The 18636-nt window shown below is 62.1% G+C and carries 17 protein-coding genes; 9 read left to right on the forward strand and 8 right to left on the reverse strand.

Going from position 1 to position 18636, the window contains the following annotated elements:
* Positions 1 to 102: 102 nt before the first annotated feature.
* Entirely contained in the window at positions 103 to 624 is a 522-nt protein-coding gene (locus WNE31_RS05590; RefSeq protein ID WP_349978712.1) for a lysozyme inhibitor LprI family protein, read from the reverse strand.
* 134 nt (positions 625 to 758) lie between these two features.
* Here WNE31_RS05590 and WNE31_RS05595 point away from each other — a divergent pair, with 134 nt between their 5' ends.
* Positions 759 to 1361, forward strand: coding sequence for an OmpW/AlkL family protein (locus WNE31_RS05595; protein WP_349978713.1), 603 nt, complete (start codon positions 759 to 761; stop codon positions 1359 to 1361).
* Between the two features lie 85 nt (positions 1362 to 1446).
* Here WNE31_RS05595 and WNE31_RS05600 read toward each other — a convergent pair whose 3' ends face one another.
* Positions 1447 to 2613, reverse strand: coding sequence for an isovaleryl-CoA dehydrogenase (locus WNE31_RS05600; protein ID WP_349978714.1), 1167 nt, complete (start codon positions 2611 to 2613; stop codon positions 1447 to 1449).
* A gap of 101 nt (positions 2614 to 2714) precedes the next feature.
* Between WNE31_RS05600 and WNE31_RS05605 the strand changes: the two genes are divergently transcribed.
* Complete coding sequence (locus WNE31_RS05605) at positions 2715 to 4007, forward strand: APC family permease (RefSeq protein WP_349978715.1); 1293 nt, start codon at positions 2715 to 2717, stop codon at positions 4005 to 4007.
* Between the two features lie 76 nt (positions 4008 to 4083).
* On the opposite strand, the gene WNE31_RS05610 is transcribed toward WNE31_RS05605, so the two are convergent.
* Complete coding sequence (locus WNE31_RS05610) at positions 4084 to 5277, reverse strand: DegT/DnrJ/EryC1/StrS family aminotransferase (RefSeq protein WP_349978716.1); 1194 nt, start codon at positions 5275 to 5277, stop codon at positions 4084 to 4086.
* A 154-nt stretch (positions 5278 to 5431) separates the two neighbouring features.
* On the opposite strand from WNE31_RS05610, the gene WNE31_RS05615 reads away from it, so the two are divergent.
* Positions 5432 to 6742: an MmgE/PrpD family protein gene (locus WNE31_RS05615; protein ID WP_349978717.1), complete on the forward strand. Its 1311-nt coding sequence runs from the start codon at positions 5432 to 5434 to the stop codon at positions 6740 to 6742.
* On the opposite strand, the gene WNE31_RS05620 is transcribed toward WNE31_RS05615, so the two are convergent.
* The gene (locus tag WNE31_RS05620) at positions 6715 to 7386 is read right to left on the reverse strand and encodes an HAD-IA family hydrolase (RefSeq protein WP_349978718.1); all 672 of its coding nucleotides are present in this window, start codon (positions 7384 to 7386) and stop codon (positions 6715 to 6717) included. The genes WNE31_RS05615 and WNE31_RS05620 overlap by 28 nt on opposite strands.
* 137 nt (positions 7387 to 7523) lie before the next feature.
* Here WNE31_RS05620 and glmU point away from each other — a divergent pair, with 137 nt between their 5' ends.
* From glmU to WNE31_RS05640, 4 genes are read left to right on the forward strand one after another with little or no spacing between them, the layout of a single operon-like run.
* A complete protein-coding gene (gene glmU / locus WNE31_RS05625; RefSeq protein ID WP_349978719.1) occupies positions 7524 to 8879 on the forward strand; it encodes a bifunctional UDP-N-acetylglucosamine diphosphorylase/glucosamine-1-phosphate N-acetyltransferase GlmU in 1356 nt (451 codons plus the stop codon).
* Positions 8879 to 10702: a glutamine--fructose-6-phosphate transaminase (isomerizing) gene (glmS, locus tag WNE31_RS05630; RefSeq protein ID WP_349978720.1), complete on the forward strand. Its 1824-nt coding sequence runs from the start codon at positions 8879 to 8881 to the stop codon at positions 10700 to 10702. The genes glmU and glmS overlap by 1 nt, the downstream gene beginning before the upstream one ends.
* On the forward strand, positions 10702 to 11259 hold the full coding sequence (locus WNE31_RS05635; protein WP_349978721.1) for a pyridoxamine 5'-phosphate oxidase family protein: 558 nt from the start codon (positions 10702 to 10704) through the stop codon (positions 11257 to 11259). The genes glmS and WNE31_RS05635 overlap by 1 nt, the downstream gene beginning before the upstream one ends.
* Positions 11249 to 11926 (forward strand): DNA alkylation repair protein, encoded by a 678-nt coding sequence (locus WNE31_RS05640; protein WP_349978722.1) that lies wholly within the window; start codon positions 11249 to 11251, stop codon positions 11924 to 11926. The genes WNE31_RS05635 and WNE31_RS05640 overlap by 11 nt, the downstream gene beginning before the upstream one ends.
* Before the next feature lie 100 nt (positions 11927 to 12026).
* On the opposite strand, the gene WNE31_RS05645 is transcribed toward WNE31_RS05640, so the two are convergent.
* Entirely contained in the window at positions 12027 to 12467 is a 441-nt protein-coding gene (locus WNE31_RS05645) for a hypothetical protein (RefSeq protein WP_349978723.1), read from the reverse strand.
* Positions 12468 to 12516: 49 nt separating this feature from the next.
* Here WNE31_RS05645 and moaA point away from each other — a divergent pair, with 49 nt between their 5' ends.
* Positions 12517 to 13521 carry a GTP 3',8-cyclase MoaA gene (gene moaA, locus WNE31_RS05650; protein ID WP_349978724.1) on the forward strand — a complete coding sequence of 335 codons (1005 nt, stop codon included), beginning with the start codon at positions 12517 to 12519 and terminating at the stop codon, positions 13519 to 13521.
* A gap of 1 nt (position 13522) precedes the next feature.
* A complete protein-coding gene (locus WNE31_RS05655; protein WP_349978725.1) occupies positions 13523 to 14800 on the forward strand; it encodes a 3-deoxy-D-manno-octulosonic acid transferase in 1278 nt (425 codons plus the stop codon).
* A 103-nt stretch (positions 14801 to 14903) separates the two neighbouring features.
* Here the strand turns inward: WNE31_RS05655 and WNE31_RS05660 are convergent, their stop codons facing one another.
* From WNE31_RS05660 to WNE31_RS05670, 3 genes are read right to left on the reverse strand one after another with little or no spacing between them, the layout of a single operon-like run.
* On the reverse strand, positions 14904 to 16067 hold the full coding sequence (locus tag WNE31_RS05660) for a M20 aminoacylase family protein (RefSeq protein WP_349978726.1): 1164 nt from the start codon (positions 16065 to 16067) through the stop codon (positions 14904 to 14906).
* A gap of 27 nt (positions 16068 to 16094) precedes the next feature.
* Complete coding sequence (locus tag WNE31_RS05665) at positions 16095 to 17267, reverse strand: M20 aminoacylase family protein (RefSeq protein ID WP_349978727.1); 1173 nt, start codon at positions 17265 to 17267, stop codon at positions 16095 to 16097.
* A 24-nt stretch (positions 17268 to 17291) separates the two neighbouring features.
* Entirely contained in the window at positions 17292 to 18635 is a 1344-nt protein-coding gene (locus tag WNE31_RS05670; RefSeq protein WP_349978728.1) for an NAD(P)/FAD-dependent oxidoreductase, read from the reverse strand.
* Position 18636 lies beyond the last annotated feature (1 nt).

Raw genomic sequence — 18636 nt, forward strand, 5'->3', positions numbered from 1 at the left:
GTCCAGGACAATCGTCATCCAGCGCCGCGACCGGCGCGCTTCTGTCCAGAGCAGCGTCAAAGCCACCCGGTCTGCGTTTCAAATCTTCAGGACTGCGAGTCATCATTGCGCGTCCTCACGCGCCTGCGCTTCAAGATACAGCGCCTGCGTTGCAGTCAGGGTCATGTGACAAGCCACTGTGGCCGGCCCACCGCCGGTGCCCCCGCCCCACAGCGACCGCTCGTAGTCACAGGTTGCGTCGCGATAGGTGATCCACGCCCGCTGCATCTGTTTCAGGGCTTCGGCCTGTGACGGCGCAGAAGACCCGATCTCCTGCATTTCGGCATCCAAAGCCATGGCCGCAGACCGCACCGTGCCATAGGCAGTGTTCAGGCGGGCATCCCAATAGGCGCGCTCTTGCTCGAGACAGCCGCCCATACCGACGGTCGTGCCACCATCGGATGTGGCCGCCATGCAGGCATTGGCTGAGGCCCCGATACAGGTTGCGGGATCCGCATCATCCGAAAGGGTCACGAAACAAGCTTCGGTTTCGGTCGGCGAAAATACGAGATTCTGCGCCTGGGCCGCGCTGCCCAGCGCCAGACATGCAAGCCATGCGATATTTGCAAACCCGATATGCCTCATGCGCAGACCCCCAATTTTTCTTGATGTTTCAACGCAACACAATCCGCAGCAGTTGCAGGGAATTGATCCAGATCAGGTTTCCGTATCGCGACTCGGCACAGGGTCTGCGGGTAACTTCTGAAATAGGTAGAACAATGAAACGTACCACCTCCGCACTGGCCCTGACCACCGCCCTGATCGCCCTTGCCGGCCCTCTTGCCGCGCAATCCCAAGGCGATATGACCTTTGGTCTGGGTCTGGCCTATGTTGAGCCGAAATCGGACAACGGCACCCTTGCTGGTGCTCCGCTGACCATCAGCGACGACACCCAGCTTTCGCTGACCTTCGAATACTTCATCCGCGACAACATCGGCATCGAGATCCTGGCCGCGACCCCGTTCTCGCACGACCTGTATCTTGGTGGCGCCTATGCCGGCAAAACCAAACACCTGCCGCCCACGGTTTCGGTGAACTACCACTTCGCAACCAAAACCGCGTGGAAGCCTTTTGTTGGCCTCGGTATCAACTACACCACCTTCTTCGAGGAAAGCAGCCCACTGGGGACGCTGAAACTTGACGACAGCTGGGGCATCGCGGCCCATGCCGGTATCGACTATGCGGTTTCGGACAACGGATCGCTGCGCTTTGACCTGCGCTGGATGGACATCGAATCTAAAGCCTACCTGAACGGCGCCTATATCGGCAAAGCCGACATTGATCCCATCGTTGTTGGCGTATCCTACGTGCACCGCTTCTGATCCCGTGATCCTGCGGTTGGGCCGACATGGCCCGACCGAATTCATGCGCAAGCCCGTGTGCCCCTCGGACACACGGGCTTTTCGTTTAGCCTGACTGCTTGGCCATCATTTCGCGGCCGATCAACATCCGGCGAATTTCCGACGTGCCCGCCCCGATTTCCATCAACTTGGCATCGCGGAAGATCCGGCCCACGGGGTTGTCGCTCAGGTATCCGGCCCCACCAAAGGCCTGCACAGCCTGGTGCGCCACGACCATCGCTTCCTCCGACGCGTATAGACAGCAGGCCGCCGCGTCCTGACGGGTGATCTCGCCCCGGTCACAGGCCTTGGCCGCCTCATACACATAGGCGCGGGCCGAGTTCATCTTGGTATACATGTCGGCGATCTTGCCCTGCATCAGCTGGAACGACCCGATCGGTTTGCCGAACTGTTCGCGCTCGACCATGTAGGGCATGACCTCATCCAGACAGGCCGCCATGATACCTGTCCCGATCCCTGCCAGAACGACGCGCTCGTAATCCAGACCCGACATCAGGACCGCAACGCCTTTGCCCTCTTCGCCAAGGATGTTCTCGTAGGGCACCTCGACATTTTCAAAGATCAGTTCGGCCGTGTTCGACCCGCGCATCCCCAGCTTGTCGAAATGCGGGCTGGTCGAGAACCCGGCCATGGATTTCTCGATGATGAACGCCGTGATGCCACGCGGGCCCGCATCGGGATCGGTCTTGGCATAGACCACCAGAGTGTCGGCATCCGGACCGTTGGTGATCCAGTACTTGTTGCCGTTCAGGATGAACCGGTCGTTTTTCTTCTCGGCACGCAGTTTCATCGACACGACGTCCGACCCGGCAGAGGGTTCCGACATGGCCAGTGCACCCACATGTTCGCCCGAAATCAGGCCGGGCAGGTATTTCTGCTTTTGCTCTTCGTTGCCGTTAAGCTTGATCTGGTTGACGCAAAGGTTCGAATGCGCGCCATAAGACAGCGAGATCGACGCCGATGCGCGGGCGATTTCCTCGACCGCAATCACATGCGCCAGATAGGACATACCCGCCCCGCCATATTCTTCGGGCGTGGTGATGCCCAGCAGCCCCAGATCGCCGAACTCTTTCCAAAGCTCGTTCGGAAACTCGTTTTTCTCGTCGACCTCAGCCGCCATAGGCTTGATTCGCTCCTGTGCGAAACGGTGCACCATTTCGCGCATTGCGTTGACGTCTTCACCAAGATCAAAATTCATCGTGTGCATGAACATCGCTCAAACACTCCCATTATTGAACGCTTGTTCATTAAACTACGTCATGTCACAAATCCGATCAAGACTTATTCCGCCCCACGTAGAACTACGGCCCCCTGATGCGCCCTGACCGCCCCGCCAATGCCCCGCCTCTCGGCCTTGCCGAACTGATCGCCATCGCGCTTGGCGGGATGGTGGGCGGCGGGATCTTTACCGTGCTCGGCCTCAGCGTGGCCACCATCGGCGTCTGGACTCCACTGGCCATCGCACTCGGCGGTGGCATTGCGGCTTTGGCCGCCTACTCCTATGTAAAGCTTGCGCTTTTCTACCGTGACGAAGGCGCCACTTATGCCTTTTACAAGCGCAGCTTCCCGGGCCACGACTTCTCGGCGGCCCTGATCGGCTGGTGGGTGGTGTTCGGCTACATCTCAACCATCGCCCTTTATGCCTTCACCTTTGCCTCCTATGCCATCGCGCCCTTTTCAGACGACCCCTGGCTGCGCAAACTGGTGGCCTGGGGCATCATCGCGGCCTTTGCGCTGATCAACATCTGGTCCACCAAGGGCATGGGCCGGATCGAGGATCTGCTGGTCTATAGCAAGATCGTGATTCTCCTGATCGTGGCCGGCGTGCTCTGGGGCAGCGCCTCGTCCGGCCTGCCCGACCTTTTGCCCGAGGGCGGCAGCCTGCCCCTGATGGGTATCCTCACAATCTCGGCAGTGACCTTTGTCGCCTACGAAGGCTTCCAGCTGGTGATCCACGCCATGGACGACATGGCCCGCCCCGAACACAACATCCCGCGCGCGATTTATACGTCGGTCGGTCTGGCCACGCTGGTCTATGTGGTGATCGCCATCGGCGCGGTGCTGGCAATCCCGTTCGAAGACATCATCGCCAACCAGGAACACGCGCTTGCGGCAGGCGCGGGCAACATCCTCGGTCCCATCGGCACCCAGCTGGTGATCGCAGGCGCGCTGCTGGCCACGATGAGCGCGATTTCCGGCACCCTGTTCGGCGCGTCCCGCCTGATGTCGGTGATTGCCCGCGACGGGTTCTTCCCGCGCTGGATGGCGCCCCGCCCGCGCGGCATTCCGCGCGCAGCCGTCCTCTCGATGGCCGGATTTGCCTGCCTGCTGATCCTGATCGGCGACCTGCGCCTGATCCTCGAATTCGGCTCGATTACCTTCCTGCTGGTGTCGATCCTGATGGCCTGGGCCAACCATGTACATCGCCACAAGACCGAGGCCCACCCGGCCATGACCCTGCTCGCCATTGCAGGGCTCGCCACCGGCGCGGCCCTGATCCTCTGGTTCGAGGCCCATCACGCTCCACTACAACTGGGCTTTGTCCTGTTGCTTTACGCCCTGCTGGCGCTCGGCGCATGGATCTACACCCGCCTTGAAAAGCCATAACCCCGCCCCGGCTTTTTCTTGGGTCAAATACCTCGGGGTGAATTGGCGCCACAGGCGTCAAGAGGGGCAGCGCCCCTTACCCCCCTTGCCAGACCGCCCCCACCTCGGTGCGGATAATCCGTGCAATCAGGACGCAATCCTCAAGCGAAAAGGTCAAAGGCAGGCGCATGTCGATGATCCCGGCCAGCACGCGGTCGGTGGCGGGCATCGGCACAGAGGGGGCATAGCGCCAGGAATCATAGCGCGAGGTAAAGGCCACCGGCTCGGGCCCGCCGAACCATTTCAACTCGACCCCCCGCGCCGCGCACCGTTCCAGAACCGCGCCGATCTGCGCAGGGTCCCAATCCAGCAACAAAAACTGGATGGACGAGCCCACATAGGTTTCCTGTTCGGGCCGCTCGACCAGCGTCAACCCGGGCGTGCCGCGAAGAGCCTCTTCAACAATCCGGTAACGGTCATTCCAGCGCTCAACCTGCCGGTCAAGATCACGCAATTGCGGGCGCAGGATCGCGGCGCGCAGATGATCCATCCGCCCTGAAATATTCGGCGTCTGGTATTTAACCGCCTCGAATGCTTCGGCCGGCGGCCGCGCCAGGTGGCGTTCATACAGCATATAGGACCCCGACAACATGATCGCCCGCGCCATCAGCGCGTCATCATCCGAGATCAGCAACCCACCCTCGCCCGAATTGACATGTTTATAGGTCTGGGTCGAATAACAGGCCATAACCCCGTGCCGCCCCGACGGGGTGTCGCCCCATTTCGCCCCCATCGTATGGGCGCAATCCTCGATCACATGCACGTCATGGGCGTCGCACATCTCCATCAGCCGGTCCATGTCACACAAATGCCCCCGCATATGCGACAACATCAGCACATTCGACTGGTCCAGCTTGGCCTCAAGATCCTCAAGATCAATGACAAGGCCTTCGGTCACACCGACGAAGACCGGCACCGCCCCAACACTGGAAATCGCGCCCGGCACCGGTGCCAGCGTGAAAGCATTGGTCAGCACCCTGTCCCCCGGCGCGACCCCAAGCGCCCGCAGTGCCGTGGCCAGCGCATAGCCGCCTGACGCAACGGCCAGACAGTATTTCGCACCCACATGGGCTGCGAATTCCTGCTCCAGAAGCGCAACCTCGCCCTCTTCGCCCGCCTCGACGTTATAGCGATGTAGGCGCCCGCTTTGCAGCACGCGCAGCGCGGCTTCGATGCCCTCTTCCGGGATGGGTTCCTGCTGTGTGAAACTGCCGGTGAATCTCTCTGTCATGAGGGAAGGTTTGGCCGCTTCGCCCGGGCAGGTCAACGCCCCCGGCGACGCTTCAGGCGCAAAAACGCCCTGTCCTGCGCGCGGATCATGTCGCAAACAGACCTTATTCCCTCTGCCCTGCTGCTAGGCTTGCCCCCAGCCGGAGGACAAACACATGACAGACGCACTGGATTTCGTGCACGCGCTGAACTGGGACAGCCTGCCATCAGAAGTCAGGCATCAGGCCGGGCTGAACCTTCTGGACCTTTTTGGCGTCGCGGCAGGCGGGTTCGGGAGCCCGACCTCCCAGATCATCCGCGACCACGCCCACGCCGACTATGGTGGCACGATCCCGCTCTTGTTTGACGGACGCCCCGCCAGCGCCCTTGGCGGCGCGCTGGCCGCAGGCATGGTCATCGACTCGCTGGACGGGCATGACGGGTTCAATCCCGCCAAGGGCCATATCGCGGCCCCGATGGTGCCCGCCGCGCTGATGGCAGCCCTCGACGGCGGAGCAAGCGGGCGCGCCTTTCTCGAAGCAGTCGTCGTCGGTTACGAGATCGGCGCGCGTACCGCCATGGCCCAGCACGCCACCTGCCCCGACTATCACACCTCGGGCAGTTGGGGCGCGGTTGCCGCCGCGGCCGCGTCGGCGCGCCTGATGGGACTGGATCGCCACACCACCCGCCACGCACTGGGGATCGCCGAGTATCACGGCCCCCGCAGCCAGATGATGCGCTGCATCGACTTTCCCACCATGCTCAAGGACGGGGCGGGTTGGGGCGCGATGACCGGCCTTTCGGCAGCCCGTCTTGCCGCGCGGGGCTTTACCGGCGCGCCCGCCCTGACCGTGGAACAGGCGCCCGAGCACTGGGCCGATCTGGGCGCGCGCTGGTATATTCTTGAACAATACTACAAACCCTACCCGGTCTGCCGTTGGGCACAGGCCCCGATCGAAGGCGCGCTGGCGCTGCAACGGGCCCATAGCGTGCCGCACTCGGCCATTACCGGGATCGACATCCACACCTTCCACGAATCCATCCGCCTTGCCACCCGGCGCCCGGATGCGGGCGATGCGGCGCAATATTCGACCTCTTTCCCTGTGGCCGTTGCGCTGGTGCATGGCGACGTGCGCCCCGAGCACCTGACCGGTGCGGCGTTAGAAGATCCAGAGGTGCTGCGCCTCTCGGAGGCCATCAAGATGGTCGAGGATGCCCATGCCAACGACGCATTCCCGACCCGTCGCTATGCGCGCGTCACGCTGACCTTGCAGGACGGATCCCGCCTTGAAGGCGACTGGTGTGAACCAAGATGGGATGCCACCGCCCCGCCAAGCGAAGGGGACTTGCGGGCCAAGTTTCACGGGCTGGCCGATCCGGTTCTGGGCATTACCCGCGCCACCGCGCTTGAAAATAGCCTGCGGGGACTGGATCAAACCCCCCTCTCCACGCTCACCGATCAGCTGTTGCGGCCGATCAAACCCTGAACAATGTCCGGCAGGTCGGCATAATCATGCAGCAGGGCTTCAGGCTTCAGCGCCGCCATGTCCTCGCCGCTGGGGCCGAAGGTAACCAGAACCGAGGGCACACCCGCCGCGCGTGCCGTGTTGCGGTCGGTGTCGCTGTCCCCGATCAGCACGGTCTTGGCAGGATCCCCCCCCAGGCGGCGCGCGGTCTCGAACAGGGGTTCGGGATCAGGCTTGCGCACAGGCAGGGTGTCCGCGCCCACCAGCGCGCCAAAGGCCGTGCGCGCGCCCAGCGATACCATCAACTTTTCCGCCAGTGCCTCGGGCTTGTTGGTGCAAATGCCGACCCCATAACCAAGATCGCGCAGCGCCCCGACTGCATCCATCGCGCCGGGATACAGCACCGTGTGATGATCCAGCGCCGCGCCATAGGCCTCAAGCAGCATCGGGTAGTAGGCCTCGACCACCGCGGCATCCATCCGCCCGAGCCGGGTCAGCCCCAGCGTCAGCATCGCCTTGCCCCCACGCAGTGCCGTGCCTGCATCAGTTGCGACCGACAAAACATCCCCGTGCCCCATTGCCCGAAAACAGGTATTGGCCGCCGCCAGAAGATCGCCGCTGGTATCCGCGAGGGTTCCGTCCAGATCAAATACGACCGTGCGCATGCTGTCCTCCTGCCCGATATGGCACAAATTCGCCCATCGCTGTTACACTGCGTAACGCCTTTTGATGGGGCCCGGACTTGCGCCGGTGCCGTGAACGGATAAAACGGGCCAACAACAAATACAAAGAGAAAACACGCATGAGCACTGCACTCGTCATCCTTGCCGCAGGCAAAGGCACGCGGATGAACTCGGAAATGCCCAAGGTTCTGCATCAGATCGCCAACGCACCGATGCTGATCCACGCGATGCAATCGGGCGCCCCGCTGTCACCTGCACGCACGGTGATTGTCGCAGGCCACGGGTTTGACGACGTGAAGGCCGCAGTCGAAGCCCATGACCCCGATGCGTCCGTCGTGTTGCAGGCAGAACAAAAGGGCACCGCCCATGCGGTGGATGCCGCACGCGCCGCGCTGGCCGATTTCGACGGGGACGTGATCGTGTTGTTTGGCGACACGCCCTTCGTGCAGCCCGAAACGCTGGAACGCATGGTTGCCGCGCGCGGTGAAAACGCAGTGGTTGTGCTGGGCTTTGACGCGACAGACCCGGGCAAATACGGCCGCCTTGTCATGCACGGAGACCAGCTTGAATCGATCGTGGAATACGCCGATGCGACAGATGAACAGCGCACCATAACCTTCTGTAATAGCGGCGTAATGCTCGCGGATTGCAAAACGCTTTACGCGCTGATCGACGAAATCGAGGCCAACAACGCACAGGACGAATACTATCTCACCGACATTGTCGGGATCGCCCGTGCGCGGGGTCTGTCGGTCAGTGCGGTCGCCTGTGACGAGGCCGAAACCCTTGGCATCAATTCGCGCCTGCATCTCGCGCAGGCCGAGGCAGTGTTCCAGACCCGCGCCCGCATCGAACTGATGGAAATGGGCGTCACCTTACAACAGCCTGAAACCGTGATGCTCAGCTTCGATACCGTCATCGGACGCGACACGGTGATCGAACCCAATGTCTATTTCGGCCCCGGTGTGACTGTTGAAAGCGGCGCGCACATTCGCGCTTTTAGTCATCTTGAAGGATGCCATGTGTCGCGCGGTGGCGTGGTCGGCCCCTATGCCCGCCTGCGCCCCGGCACCGAACTGGCCGAGGATGTACGCATCGGCAACTTTGTGGAAATCAAGAACGCGGTGCTGGACGAAGGCGCCAAGGTCAATCACCTGACCTATATCGGCGACGCCAGCATCGGCGCAGAGACCAATATCGGGGCGGGTACGATCACCTGCAACTATGACGGCGTGATGAAGCATAAAACCACGATTGGCCGGAACGCCTTTATCGGGTCGAACACCATGCTGGTTGCACCGGTCACCATCGGTGACAAGGCCATGACGGCAAGCGGGTCGGTGATCACGACAAACGTACCCGACGATGCCCTGGCCCTAGCGCGGGCCAAACAGGTCAACAAACCGGGCCTGGCCAGCAAAATGTTCGAATTGTTAAAGCTTAAAAAGAAAAAACGGGATAAGGGGGTCGAATAATGTGCGGAATTGTAGGGGTTCTTGGCAACCACGAAGCGGCACCCATCCTTGTCGAGGCACTGAAACGGCTGGAATATCGCGGCTATGACAGCGCCGGGATCGCCACGATCAACAACGGCACCCTCGACCGGCGCCGCGCCGTCGGCAAGCTGGTGAACCTGTCCGACCTTCTGGTGCATGACCCGCTGCTGGGGAAATCCGGCATCGGCCATACCCGCTGGGCCACACATGGCGCTCCGTCGGTCGACAACGCCCACCCGCATCAGGCCGGCCCCGTCGCCGTGGTCCATAACGGCATCATCGAAAACTTCCGCGACCTGCGCAGCGAACTGGCCGAGGCCGGCATCCGCTTTGTGACCGAGACAGACACCGAAACCGTCGCGCTGATGACGCAACGCTATATGTCCGAGGGGCTCGCCCCCGTCGACGCCGCACGCAAAACCCTGTCGCGTCTGGAAGGGGCCTTTGCACTGGCCTTTCTGTTCGAAGGCGAAGAAGACCTGATCTTTGCCGCCCGCAAGGGATCACCGCTGGCCATTGGCCACGGCGAGGGCGAGATGTTCGTCGGGTCTGATGCGATTGCGCTGGCCCAGATGACCGATCAGATCACCTATCTCGAGGAAGGCGACAGCGCCGTTCTGGCCCGCAATTCGCTGGAAATCCGCAACGAGGCCGGAGAAATCGCCAACCGCGAAAAGCGCCAAATCCACATGGACCAGGCCCAGATCGACAAAGGCGGGCACAAGCATTTCATGGCCAAGGAAATCGCGGAACAGCCCACCGTGATCGGCGAAGCGGTGCGGCATTATCTGTCCAATGACGGCAAATCGGTAGCCCTGCCCGGCGCGGATATCGACTTTGCGGGGATTGACCGCCTTGTCATGGTGGCCTGCGGCACCGCCTATTACGCCTGCATGACTGCGAAATACTGGTTCGAGCAACTGGCCCGCATTCCGGTTGAAATCGACATCGCGTCCGAGTTCCGCTATCGCGAACCGCCGATCCCGGTGCGCACGCTGGCTCTGTTCGTCAGCCAGTCGGGCGAAACTGCAGACACGCTGGCCGCGCTGCGCTATTGCGAAGGCAAGGCCGACAAGATCGTGTCTGTGGTCAATGTCCCCGAAAGCTCGATCGCACGCGAAAGCGACCTTGCCCTGCCCATCCTGGCGGGCACCGAGATCGGCGTCGCGTCGACCAAGGCATTTACCTGCCAGCTGACTGTGCTGTTGATGCTGGCGCTCAAGGCCGCCTCGGATCGTGGGGAAATGTCCGAAGGCGAGATCGCGGCGACGCTGGGCGAATTGCAGACGCTGCCGGGTATTCTGAACGCCGCACTGGAACGCGAAGGCGCGTTGCGCGCTTCCGCCCGCAAACTGGCCGAGGCGCGGGACATCCTGTTCCTAGGGCGCGGATTGATGTACCCACTTGCTCTTGAAGGCGCCCTTAAACTGAAAGAAATCAGCTATATACACGCCGAAGCTTATGCATCAGGCGAACTGAAGCACGGTCCCATTGCCCTGATCGACAAACATGTGCCCGTGGTGGTGATGGCCCCCAAGGACGGGCTGTTCGACAAGACGGTCAGCAATATGCAAGAGGTCATGGCGCGCAATGGCAAGGTGCTGTTGATCACGGATTCTGACGGAGCTTCGGAGGGAGCGCAGGGCGTCTGGGATGTGGTTACCCTACCCGCCGTGGATGATGTGCTTGCCCCCATCCTCTATGCGATCCCCGCACAACTTCTGGCCTATCACACCGCTGTCGCCAAGGGCACGGATGTAGACCAGCCGCGCAACCTCGCCAAATCAGTGACTGTGGAATAATGGCCAAACAGTTTGACAGGATCGAGGACGCGCATCGAGATTTCATCGAGGCCCAGCATCTCTTTTTCGTGGGCACTGCGGCATCATCCGGGCGGGTCAATATCTCACCCAAGGGCATGGACAGCCTGAGGGTGCTGGACACAAACCGCATTGTCTGGCGCAACCTGACCGGCAGCGGGAATGAGACCGCAGGGCATCTGAAGCAGATCAACCGGATCACTCTGATGTGGTGCGGGTTCGAAAAGCGCCCGATGATCCTGCGCGCCTATGGCACCGCCCGCACCCTGCATCCACGCGATACAGAGTTTGAGGGTCTGAATGGGCTTTTCCCCGAGAGCATCGGTGCGCGTCAGATCTATGACGTGCACGTCGAGATGGTGCAGACTTCTTGCGGCTATGCCGTGCCCTTTTACGAGCATGTCGGGGAACGCGACACCCTTGCCAAATGGACCGAAGATCGCGGCACCGAGGGCATCACAACCTATTGGCAGGACCGGAACCAGCGGACGATTGACGGCTTGCCCACGGATATTCTCGGAGACCCGGATGACACTTGATGAAGCGCTTGAGGCTCTGAACGCCCTCATTGAACCCGGTCGTGCAGAAGGCATGCTCGACTATCACAAGGTGCCGCGCCGCTATCTTGGCATTCCGAACCCCGCGTTGAACGACATCACCAAGGGCTGGCGGCAGTCCCTGACGGTGGACGAACGCGTCGCGCTGGCGGAGCAGCTGTGGCAGACAGACATTTTCGAAGGTCGGGTCGCGGCCGCCAAGCTGTTGACGCAGGCACGCATCCGCCCGGACGAGGCCGCCTGGGATTTGATCGTGTCCTGGGTGCCGGATTTTGATAGCTGGGCCATTGCCGATCACGCCTGCATGGCAGGACAAAAACGGCTGGTGGCCGACCCGTCGCGCATTGACGAGGTCGAGACATGGACCCGGTCGGACAGCCACTGGACCCGGCGCGCGGCCATGGTCATCACCCTGCCCTGGACCAAGCAGAACTTTCCCAAGCCCGAGGAACTGGCCGTGCGTGAACGCGTGCTCGATTGGGCCGCGCGCTATGTCGAGGACCCTGAATGGTTTATCCAGAAATCGGTGGCCTGGTGGCTGCGCGACCTTTCCAAGCATGATCCGGCGCGGGTCGAGGCCTTTCTCAAGGACTACGCCCCCAAGATGAAACCGTTTGCACGCAAAGAGTCGTCAAAGTTTCTCGGATAGGCATGAGGTGTTTGGGGGCGCTGCCCCCGCCGCCCAAATCCGAATGGATTTGCGCGACTCCCCCGAGGTATTTTTCCCAAGAAAGAAGGAAAGGGACGCGTTACAGGGCCTCGACGCCGACTTCTGCAAGTTCGGTCAGCGGAATGCCCAGCGCCTGCATGGCCCCCAGCGAAATTCGGGATCCGGCGGACCGTTCGCCCTCGATCGGGATCAGCGTCACCTCCTGACTGCGTCCACCATAGGTCAGGCGCCCGCGTGTCTTTGCCGGCACGAGGGGCGTTTTCAGCCAGAGACCCGTTTCGGATGGATTGCCAAGAGAGGCCACCGTCACCCCAAGGGCGCCTTTGGGCACCGAAACCGCGACGGGCGTCACCGCGTCACCCTCGGCGGGGCGTGCCACAGGACGGACCGTGCCTTCGGGCAAGGGCTTCGCACCCGTGGTATCAGGGGTCGCAGCGCCCGAGCCAAGCTTGGGCACTGCCCCACAGCCCGCGAGACACAAGGCAAGGGACAGCCCAAAACATGCTTTCGAAATGCTCATTTTCAAATCTCCCTTGCTCGCATGCCCTTCCGGGGCTACCTATACATTTATGACTGCACCCTTGATCGACCCCTTCCAGCGCGCTGTCAATTACCTGCGCGTCTCGGTAACCGACCGTTGCGATTTCCGCTGTGTTTATTGCATGGCGGAAAACATGACCTTTCTGCCCAAGAAAGAGCTTCTGACGCTCGAAGAACTGGATCGGCTCTGTTCCAAGTTCATCGATCTTGGTGTGCAAAAACTGCGCATCACCGGCGGGGAACCCTTGGTGCGCCGCGAGATCATGACCTTTTTCAACGCGATGAGCCGCCATCTTGAAAGCGGGCGACTCAGGGAACTGACACTCACCACCAATGGCTCGCAGCTTGAGAAATACGCCGATCAGCTTTACGCGGCGGGTGTGCGGCGTGTGAATATCTCGCTCGACACGATCGACGAAGCCAAGTTTGCCGAAATCACCCGCTGGGGGCGTCTGCCGCAGGTGCTCAAGGGGATCGACGCGGCTCAGAAAGCGGGGCTTCGGGTCAAGATCAACGCGGTCGCGCTCAAAGGGTTCAACGAAGACGAGCTCATTCCGCTGACCCAGTGGTGCGCCAGCCGCGACATGGACCTGACCTGGATCGAGGTCATGCCGATGGGCGATCTGGGCAACGAAGACCGTCTGGACCAGTATTGGGCGCTGAGTGATCTGCGCGCGCGGCTTGGCGAGCATTATACGCTGACCGATCTGGCCGAGCGGACAGGCGGCCCCGCGCGCTATGTGCGCCTCGAAGAGACGGGCCAGAAGATCGGCTTTATCACGCCGCTTACCCATAATTTCTGCGAAAGCTGCAACCGCGTGCGCCTGACCTGTACCGGCCAACTGTTCATGTGCCTTGGGCAAGAGGACATGGCCGATCTGCGCGCGCCGCTGCGCGCGTCCGAGGATGACGGGGCGCTGGAAGACGCAATCCGCGCCGCAATCCGCCTGAAACCCAAGGGCCATGATTTCGACTATTCCCGCCAGACTGTCGATGGCCAGATGAGCCGCCATATGAGCCACACCGGCGGCTGAGATGGCGCCTGCCCCCCTAACGTGGACAATTCGCCTGTATCAGGCGCTCACAACCGTGGGCGCGCCCTTGGCCCTGCGCGCCGCGCGACGGCGGTTCGAGGCGACAGGCGGGCCGATGGCGCGCTTGCCGGAACGGGCGGGCCGCACGGCGCAGCCCCGTCCGGACGGCCCCCTGATCTGGGTGCATGCGGTCAGTGTTGGGGAATCCCTGTCGGTGATGGGGCTGATCGAAGATATGGTCCGCGCCGGACAATCGGTTCTGTTGACCACCACCACCGCGACAGCGGCGCAACTGGCCGCGAAACGCCTGCCTGAAGGTGCCTTGCATCAATTCGCACCCATCGATACGCCGCAGGCTACGGCACGATTTCTGGATCATTGGCGGCCGGATCTGGCGGTCTTTATCGAAAGCGAAATCTGGCCGAACCAGATCCTCGCCTGCGAAACGCGGGGCATTCCGCGTGTGCTATTGAATGCACGCCTGTCTGAAAAGTCTTTGAAGAACTGGGGCAAACGGGTACGCACGGCCATGGCGCTGTTTACACGCTTTGACCGGATCATGTGCCAGAGCGACACCACCCGCACAGCACTGATTCCACTGGGTGCCCCGCCCGCGCATTGCTCGACCACGGGGGATATGAAGGCCGCCGCCCCGCCGCTTGCGTTTGATGCGGCAGAGGCGGCGTTGTTCACAAAAAATCTGGGATCTCGCCCGCTCTGGGTCATGTCATCGACCCACCCCGGCGAAGAAGAGGTCGCCAGCATGGCGCATGGGATCATCACCGCCCAGCACCCTGACGCTCTGATGATCCTCGTACCACGCCATCCTGAACGCGGTAACGAAGTGGAAACCTTATTGCAGGGTCAAGGCTGGTCAGTCGCGCGGCGCAGCCAAGGTACCCCGATCACACCCGCGACCCAGATCTACCTCGCGGACACTCTGGGCGAACTGGGCCTCTGGTATCATCTCGCGCCAATGGCCTGCGTGGCCGGGTCGTTCACACCCGTTGGCGGCCACAACCCTTACGAGCCCGCCCATTTCGGCTGTGCCGTGCTGCATGGGCCGCTTTATGCCAATTTTGCCATGGCCTATGGCGCGATGGCCGCGCGGCACGCTGCGATCGAGGTCGAGGATGCCACCGCCCTGGGCCTGACGGTGGCGGGTCTGTTCGACAGCGCGCGACTGCCGGTCTTGCAGGAAAAAGCCAGACGCTTTGTCGAAGCCGCCACCGATATCCGGGCGGGCATTCTGGACACGCTGCTTTCCCTCAAAAACTGACTGGGGCACAGCCGCACCCCGGTCTTTTTCTTGGGTCAAATACCTCGGGGTGAATTGGCCCGCCAGGGCCAAGAGGGGCAGCGCCCCTCCTCCCACCCTCGGGTCACGCCGCAGGCATGCGCTGTTCAACGATCTCGGCCCACCAGCTGCATCCGGCGGGAATGGCCTCATCGTTAAAGTTATATTCGGGATGGTGCACCATCGCCGTATCGCCATTTCCGACAAGGATATAGGCGCCGGGGCGCTCTTCCAGCATGAAGGCGAAATCCTCGCCGCCCATGACCAGCGGAGCATCGTCACAGGTGCCGCTAACCGAGCGTGCCACATCCGCGGCAAAGGCGGTCTGCTCCTCGGAATTCACCATCACAGGATAACCGCGGTGATAGTCTACGTTTACGCTGCCGCCATAGGTCGCCGCCACACCAGCGCAGATTTCCTTGATGCGTGTCTCGGCAAGGTCACGCATTTCGGCGCTCATGGTACGCACGGTGCCTTTCAGCGCGACGGTCTGCGGGATCACGTTGAAGGCGTGCGACGAGGTCTCGAAGGACGTGACAGACACCACGACCTGGTCCACCGGGTCGGCATTGCGGCTGGCAATGGTCTGTAGGGCCAGAACCGCCTGCGCCGTCATAACGGTGGTGTCGATGGTTTCCTGCGGCTTGGCGGCGTGGCCGCCCTTGCCCTCGAACGTGATGTCGAAGGTGTCGGTCGCGGCAAAGAATGCGCCCGGACGGATCGCGAAAGACCCCACCGGTTTGCCCGGCCAGTTGTGCATGCCGTAAACCTCCTGGATGTTCCAGCGGTCCATCATGCCGTCATCGCACATTTCCTTGCCGCCGCCGCCGCCTTCTTCGGCAGGCTGGAAGATCACCACGACCGTGCCGTCGAAATTGCGGGTTTCGGCAAGGTATTTCGCAGCACCCAGCAACATGGCGGTGTGCCCGTCATGGCCGCAGGCATGCATCGCGCCCGGCGTCTTCGAGGCATAATCCAGCCCTGTCGCCTCGAGAATCGGCAGCGCATCCATGTCGGCGCGCAGACCGATCACTTTGCCGCTTGTATCGCTCTTGCCCTTGATGACACCAACAACACCGGTGCGTCCAATGCCGGTCACGACCTCGTCACAGCCGAATGCCTGCAGCTTTTCCGCCACCAGCGCCGAGGTCCGGTGGGTTTCAAATAGAATTTCGGGGTTTTCGTGAATGTCACGGCGCCATTCGGTGATTTCTGCCTGCAATTCTGCAAAGCGGTTCTTGACGGGCATGGGGTTCGCTCCTTCTCTGGTTGGGGGTCAGTCCAGCGGCATCCGCCGCTCGACCAGTTCCGCGAACCAGCTACACCCGGCCGGAATCGCGTTATCGTCAAACTGATAGGCGGGATGGTGACACATCTCGGTGTCACCATTCCCAAGGAAGATATAGGCACCGGGACGCTCTTCAAGCATGAAAGAAAAGTCCTCGGCGGGCATGATCGGGTCGGTGTCGTCGATCACCTTGTCGGTGCCGGCCACGGCCCGCGCGGCGTCGGCGGCGTACCCTGTGTGATCTTCGGAATTGACTGTTACAGGATAGCCTTCTTCCCATGTAACCTCGGCGCGGGCTCCAAAGGCCAGCGCGGTGTGTTCTGCAATCGCACGAATGCGCTCTTCCGCGACAGCACGGTAATCCGGGTCAAGCACACGGACCGTACCGCGCATCCGCACCGTGTGGGCAATGACATTCGAGGCGTTGCTGTCGGTTTCGAACGTGCCCACGGTCACGACAACCCGTTTCACCGGATTCACGGTGCGCGACACGATGCTTTGCAAGGAGACCACGATCTGAGCGGCAACAAGGGTTGTATCAACCGCCTCGTGCGGGGCCGCGGCATGGCCCCCGCGCCCGGTCACGACGATTTCGAACTCGTCCGCCGACGCCATGAGAGGCCCGGGGCGAATGGCGAATTCCCCCACCGGCAGGCCGGGCGTGTTATGCAGGCCATAAACCTCCTGAATGCCCCAACGGTCCATCATCCCGTCGCGGCACATTTCGCGACCACCTCCGCCGCCTTCTTCGGCAGGCTGGAAGATCAACACGACCGTGCCATCGAAATTGCGGGTTTCGGCAAGGTATTTCGCCGCCCCAAGCAGCATCGACGTGTGCCCGTCATGGCCGCAGGCATGCATCTTGCCCGGCACGGTCGAGGCATAGTCCAGACCGGTCGCCTCGGTGATCGGCAGGGCATCCATATCGGCGCGCAAGCCGATGACGCGGCCCGAGCGGTTGCTGCGCCCCTTGATGACCGCCACGACCCCCGTGCGCCCGATGCCCGGCGTGATCTCGTCCACGCCAAATTCCGCAAGGCGTTCCTGCACGAAAGCCGCTGTCTGTTCGACGTCGAACATCAGTTCGGGGTTGGCGTGCAAATGGCGGCGCCAGCCGGTGATTTCGGCGTGCATTTCGGCAAAGCTGTTCTTGATCGGCATGTCTTTCCCCTACTCCTCGCGTTTCTATAGATCCGGTCCCATGACCAGTTTGGACCCGTCCGTAAATCGCGACAGGCGGAAACGCGACAGGTCGTGCCCGATCTCGCCCCCTGTCACCATATCGGCCATGATCCGCCCGAAGGCAGGGCCAATACCGAACCCGTGCCCACACATGCCAGTGCAAATCGACAGGCCCGCAAGCGGGGCGCGGTCCACGACCGGCACCACGTCGGGCATCGCGTCTATCATACCGGCCCATGCGGCGGCCACTTCGACCCGGCCAAGGGCCGGAAACAGCGCCTCAAAGGCGGCGCGGATCTGGTCGACCTTGCGCCGGTTCGGCGCGGGGTCCAGCATCGGCATCCGGTCAAACGGGGTCACGTCCCCCCCCTGCCAGCGACGGCGCGTGCCCCATGCATCCGGATAACCTTTGGGCGCGAAAGGTTTGTAATTACGCGAAAAAGGCTGACTGACGAGTTGCGGCAGATAGGTCATGAAATGCCGAAAACTGTCGGGGCCGATGAAGGTCTCGTGAAACCCGGAGGCGGCCAGCGTGTACCCACCATCCTGTCTGCGGCGAAAGGCAAGGTCCGATCCGGTCGCGCCCCCCTGATGGATGTCGGGCAAGGCGTTGGTTGCGACCACAGTGGCGCGCACCGACAGCTGGGGGATCGAGACGCCTTCGTTGCGCAAGAACAGAGAGGACCATGCGCCCCCCGCGACGATAACCTCGGATGTACGGATCACGCCCCTGGCCGTGACAACCCCGCTGACCTTGCCGCCGCTGCGGTCGAGCACACGGGCGGCGCAGTCTTCCACGATTACGCCCCCAAGGGCGACCACCGCCCGTGCCAGAGCAGGCACCGTGACCCACGGTTCGGCGCGCATGTCCGACGGCGTGTGCAGCGCGGCGCGGTACTGGCGCGAAATGCCGGGAAACTTGTCGGCTACCTCTTGCGCGGACAGGATCACGCTGTCCACCCCATGCGGGCGCGCCTCGGCCAACCAGTCTTCATAGCGTTGGGTGTCGCTTTCAGTCTCGGCGAAATAGGTCAGGCCGCAGCGTTGCAGCCCGATATCCCGGTCGAGCGCAGGGGCGATCTCCTGCCAGAGGCGGTTCGCCTCGATCATGATCGGCAGCTCATCCAGATCGCGCCCCATCTGGCGGATCCAGCCCCAGTTGCGCGAAGACTGTTCGCCCGCGATACGCCCCTTTTCCAGCACAACCGGCCGAAGCCCTTTCTTGGCAAGGAAATAGGCCGCAAACACCCCGATCACGCCCCCGCCGATGATCACCACGTCCGCGCTGTCGGGCAGTGGCCCCGCGTGTTCGGGCCTGTTGGCCATGGTGATCGGAAAGGCCGTCATT

The organism is Shimia fortis (assembly GCF_040225985.1).
In the GTDB taxonomy this organism is placed as follows: Bacteria; Pseudomonadota; Alphaproteobacteria; order Rhodobacterales; family Rhodobacteraceae; genus Shimia.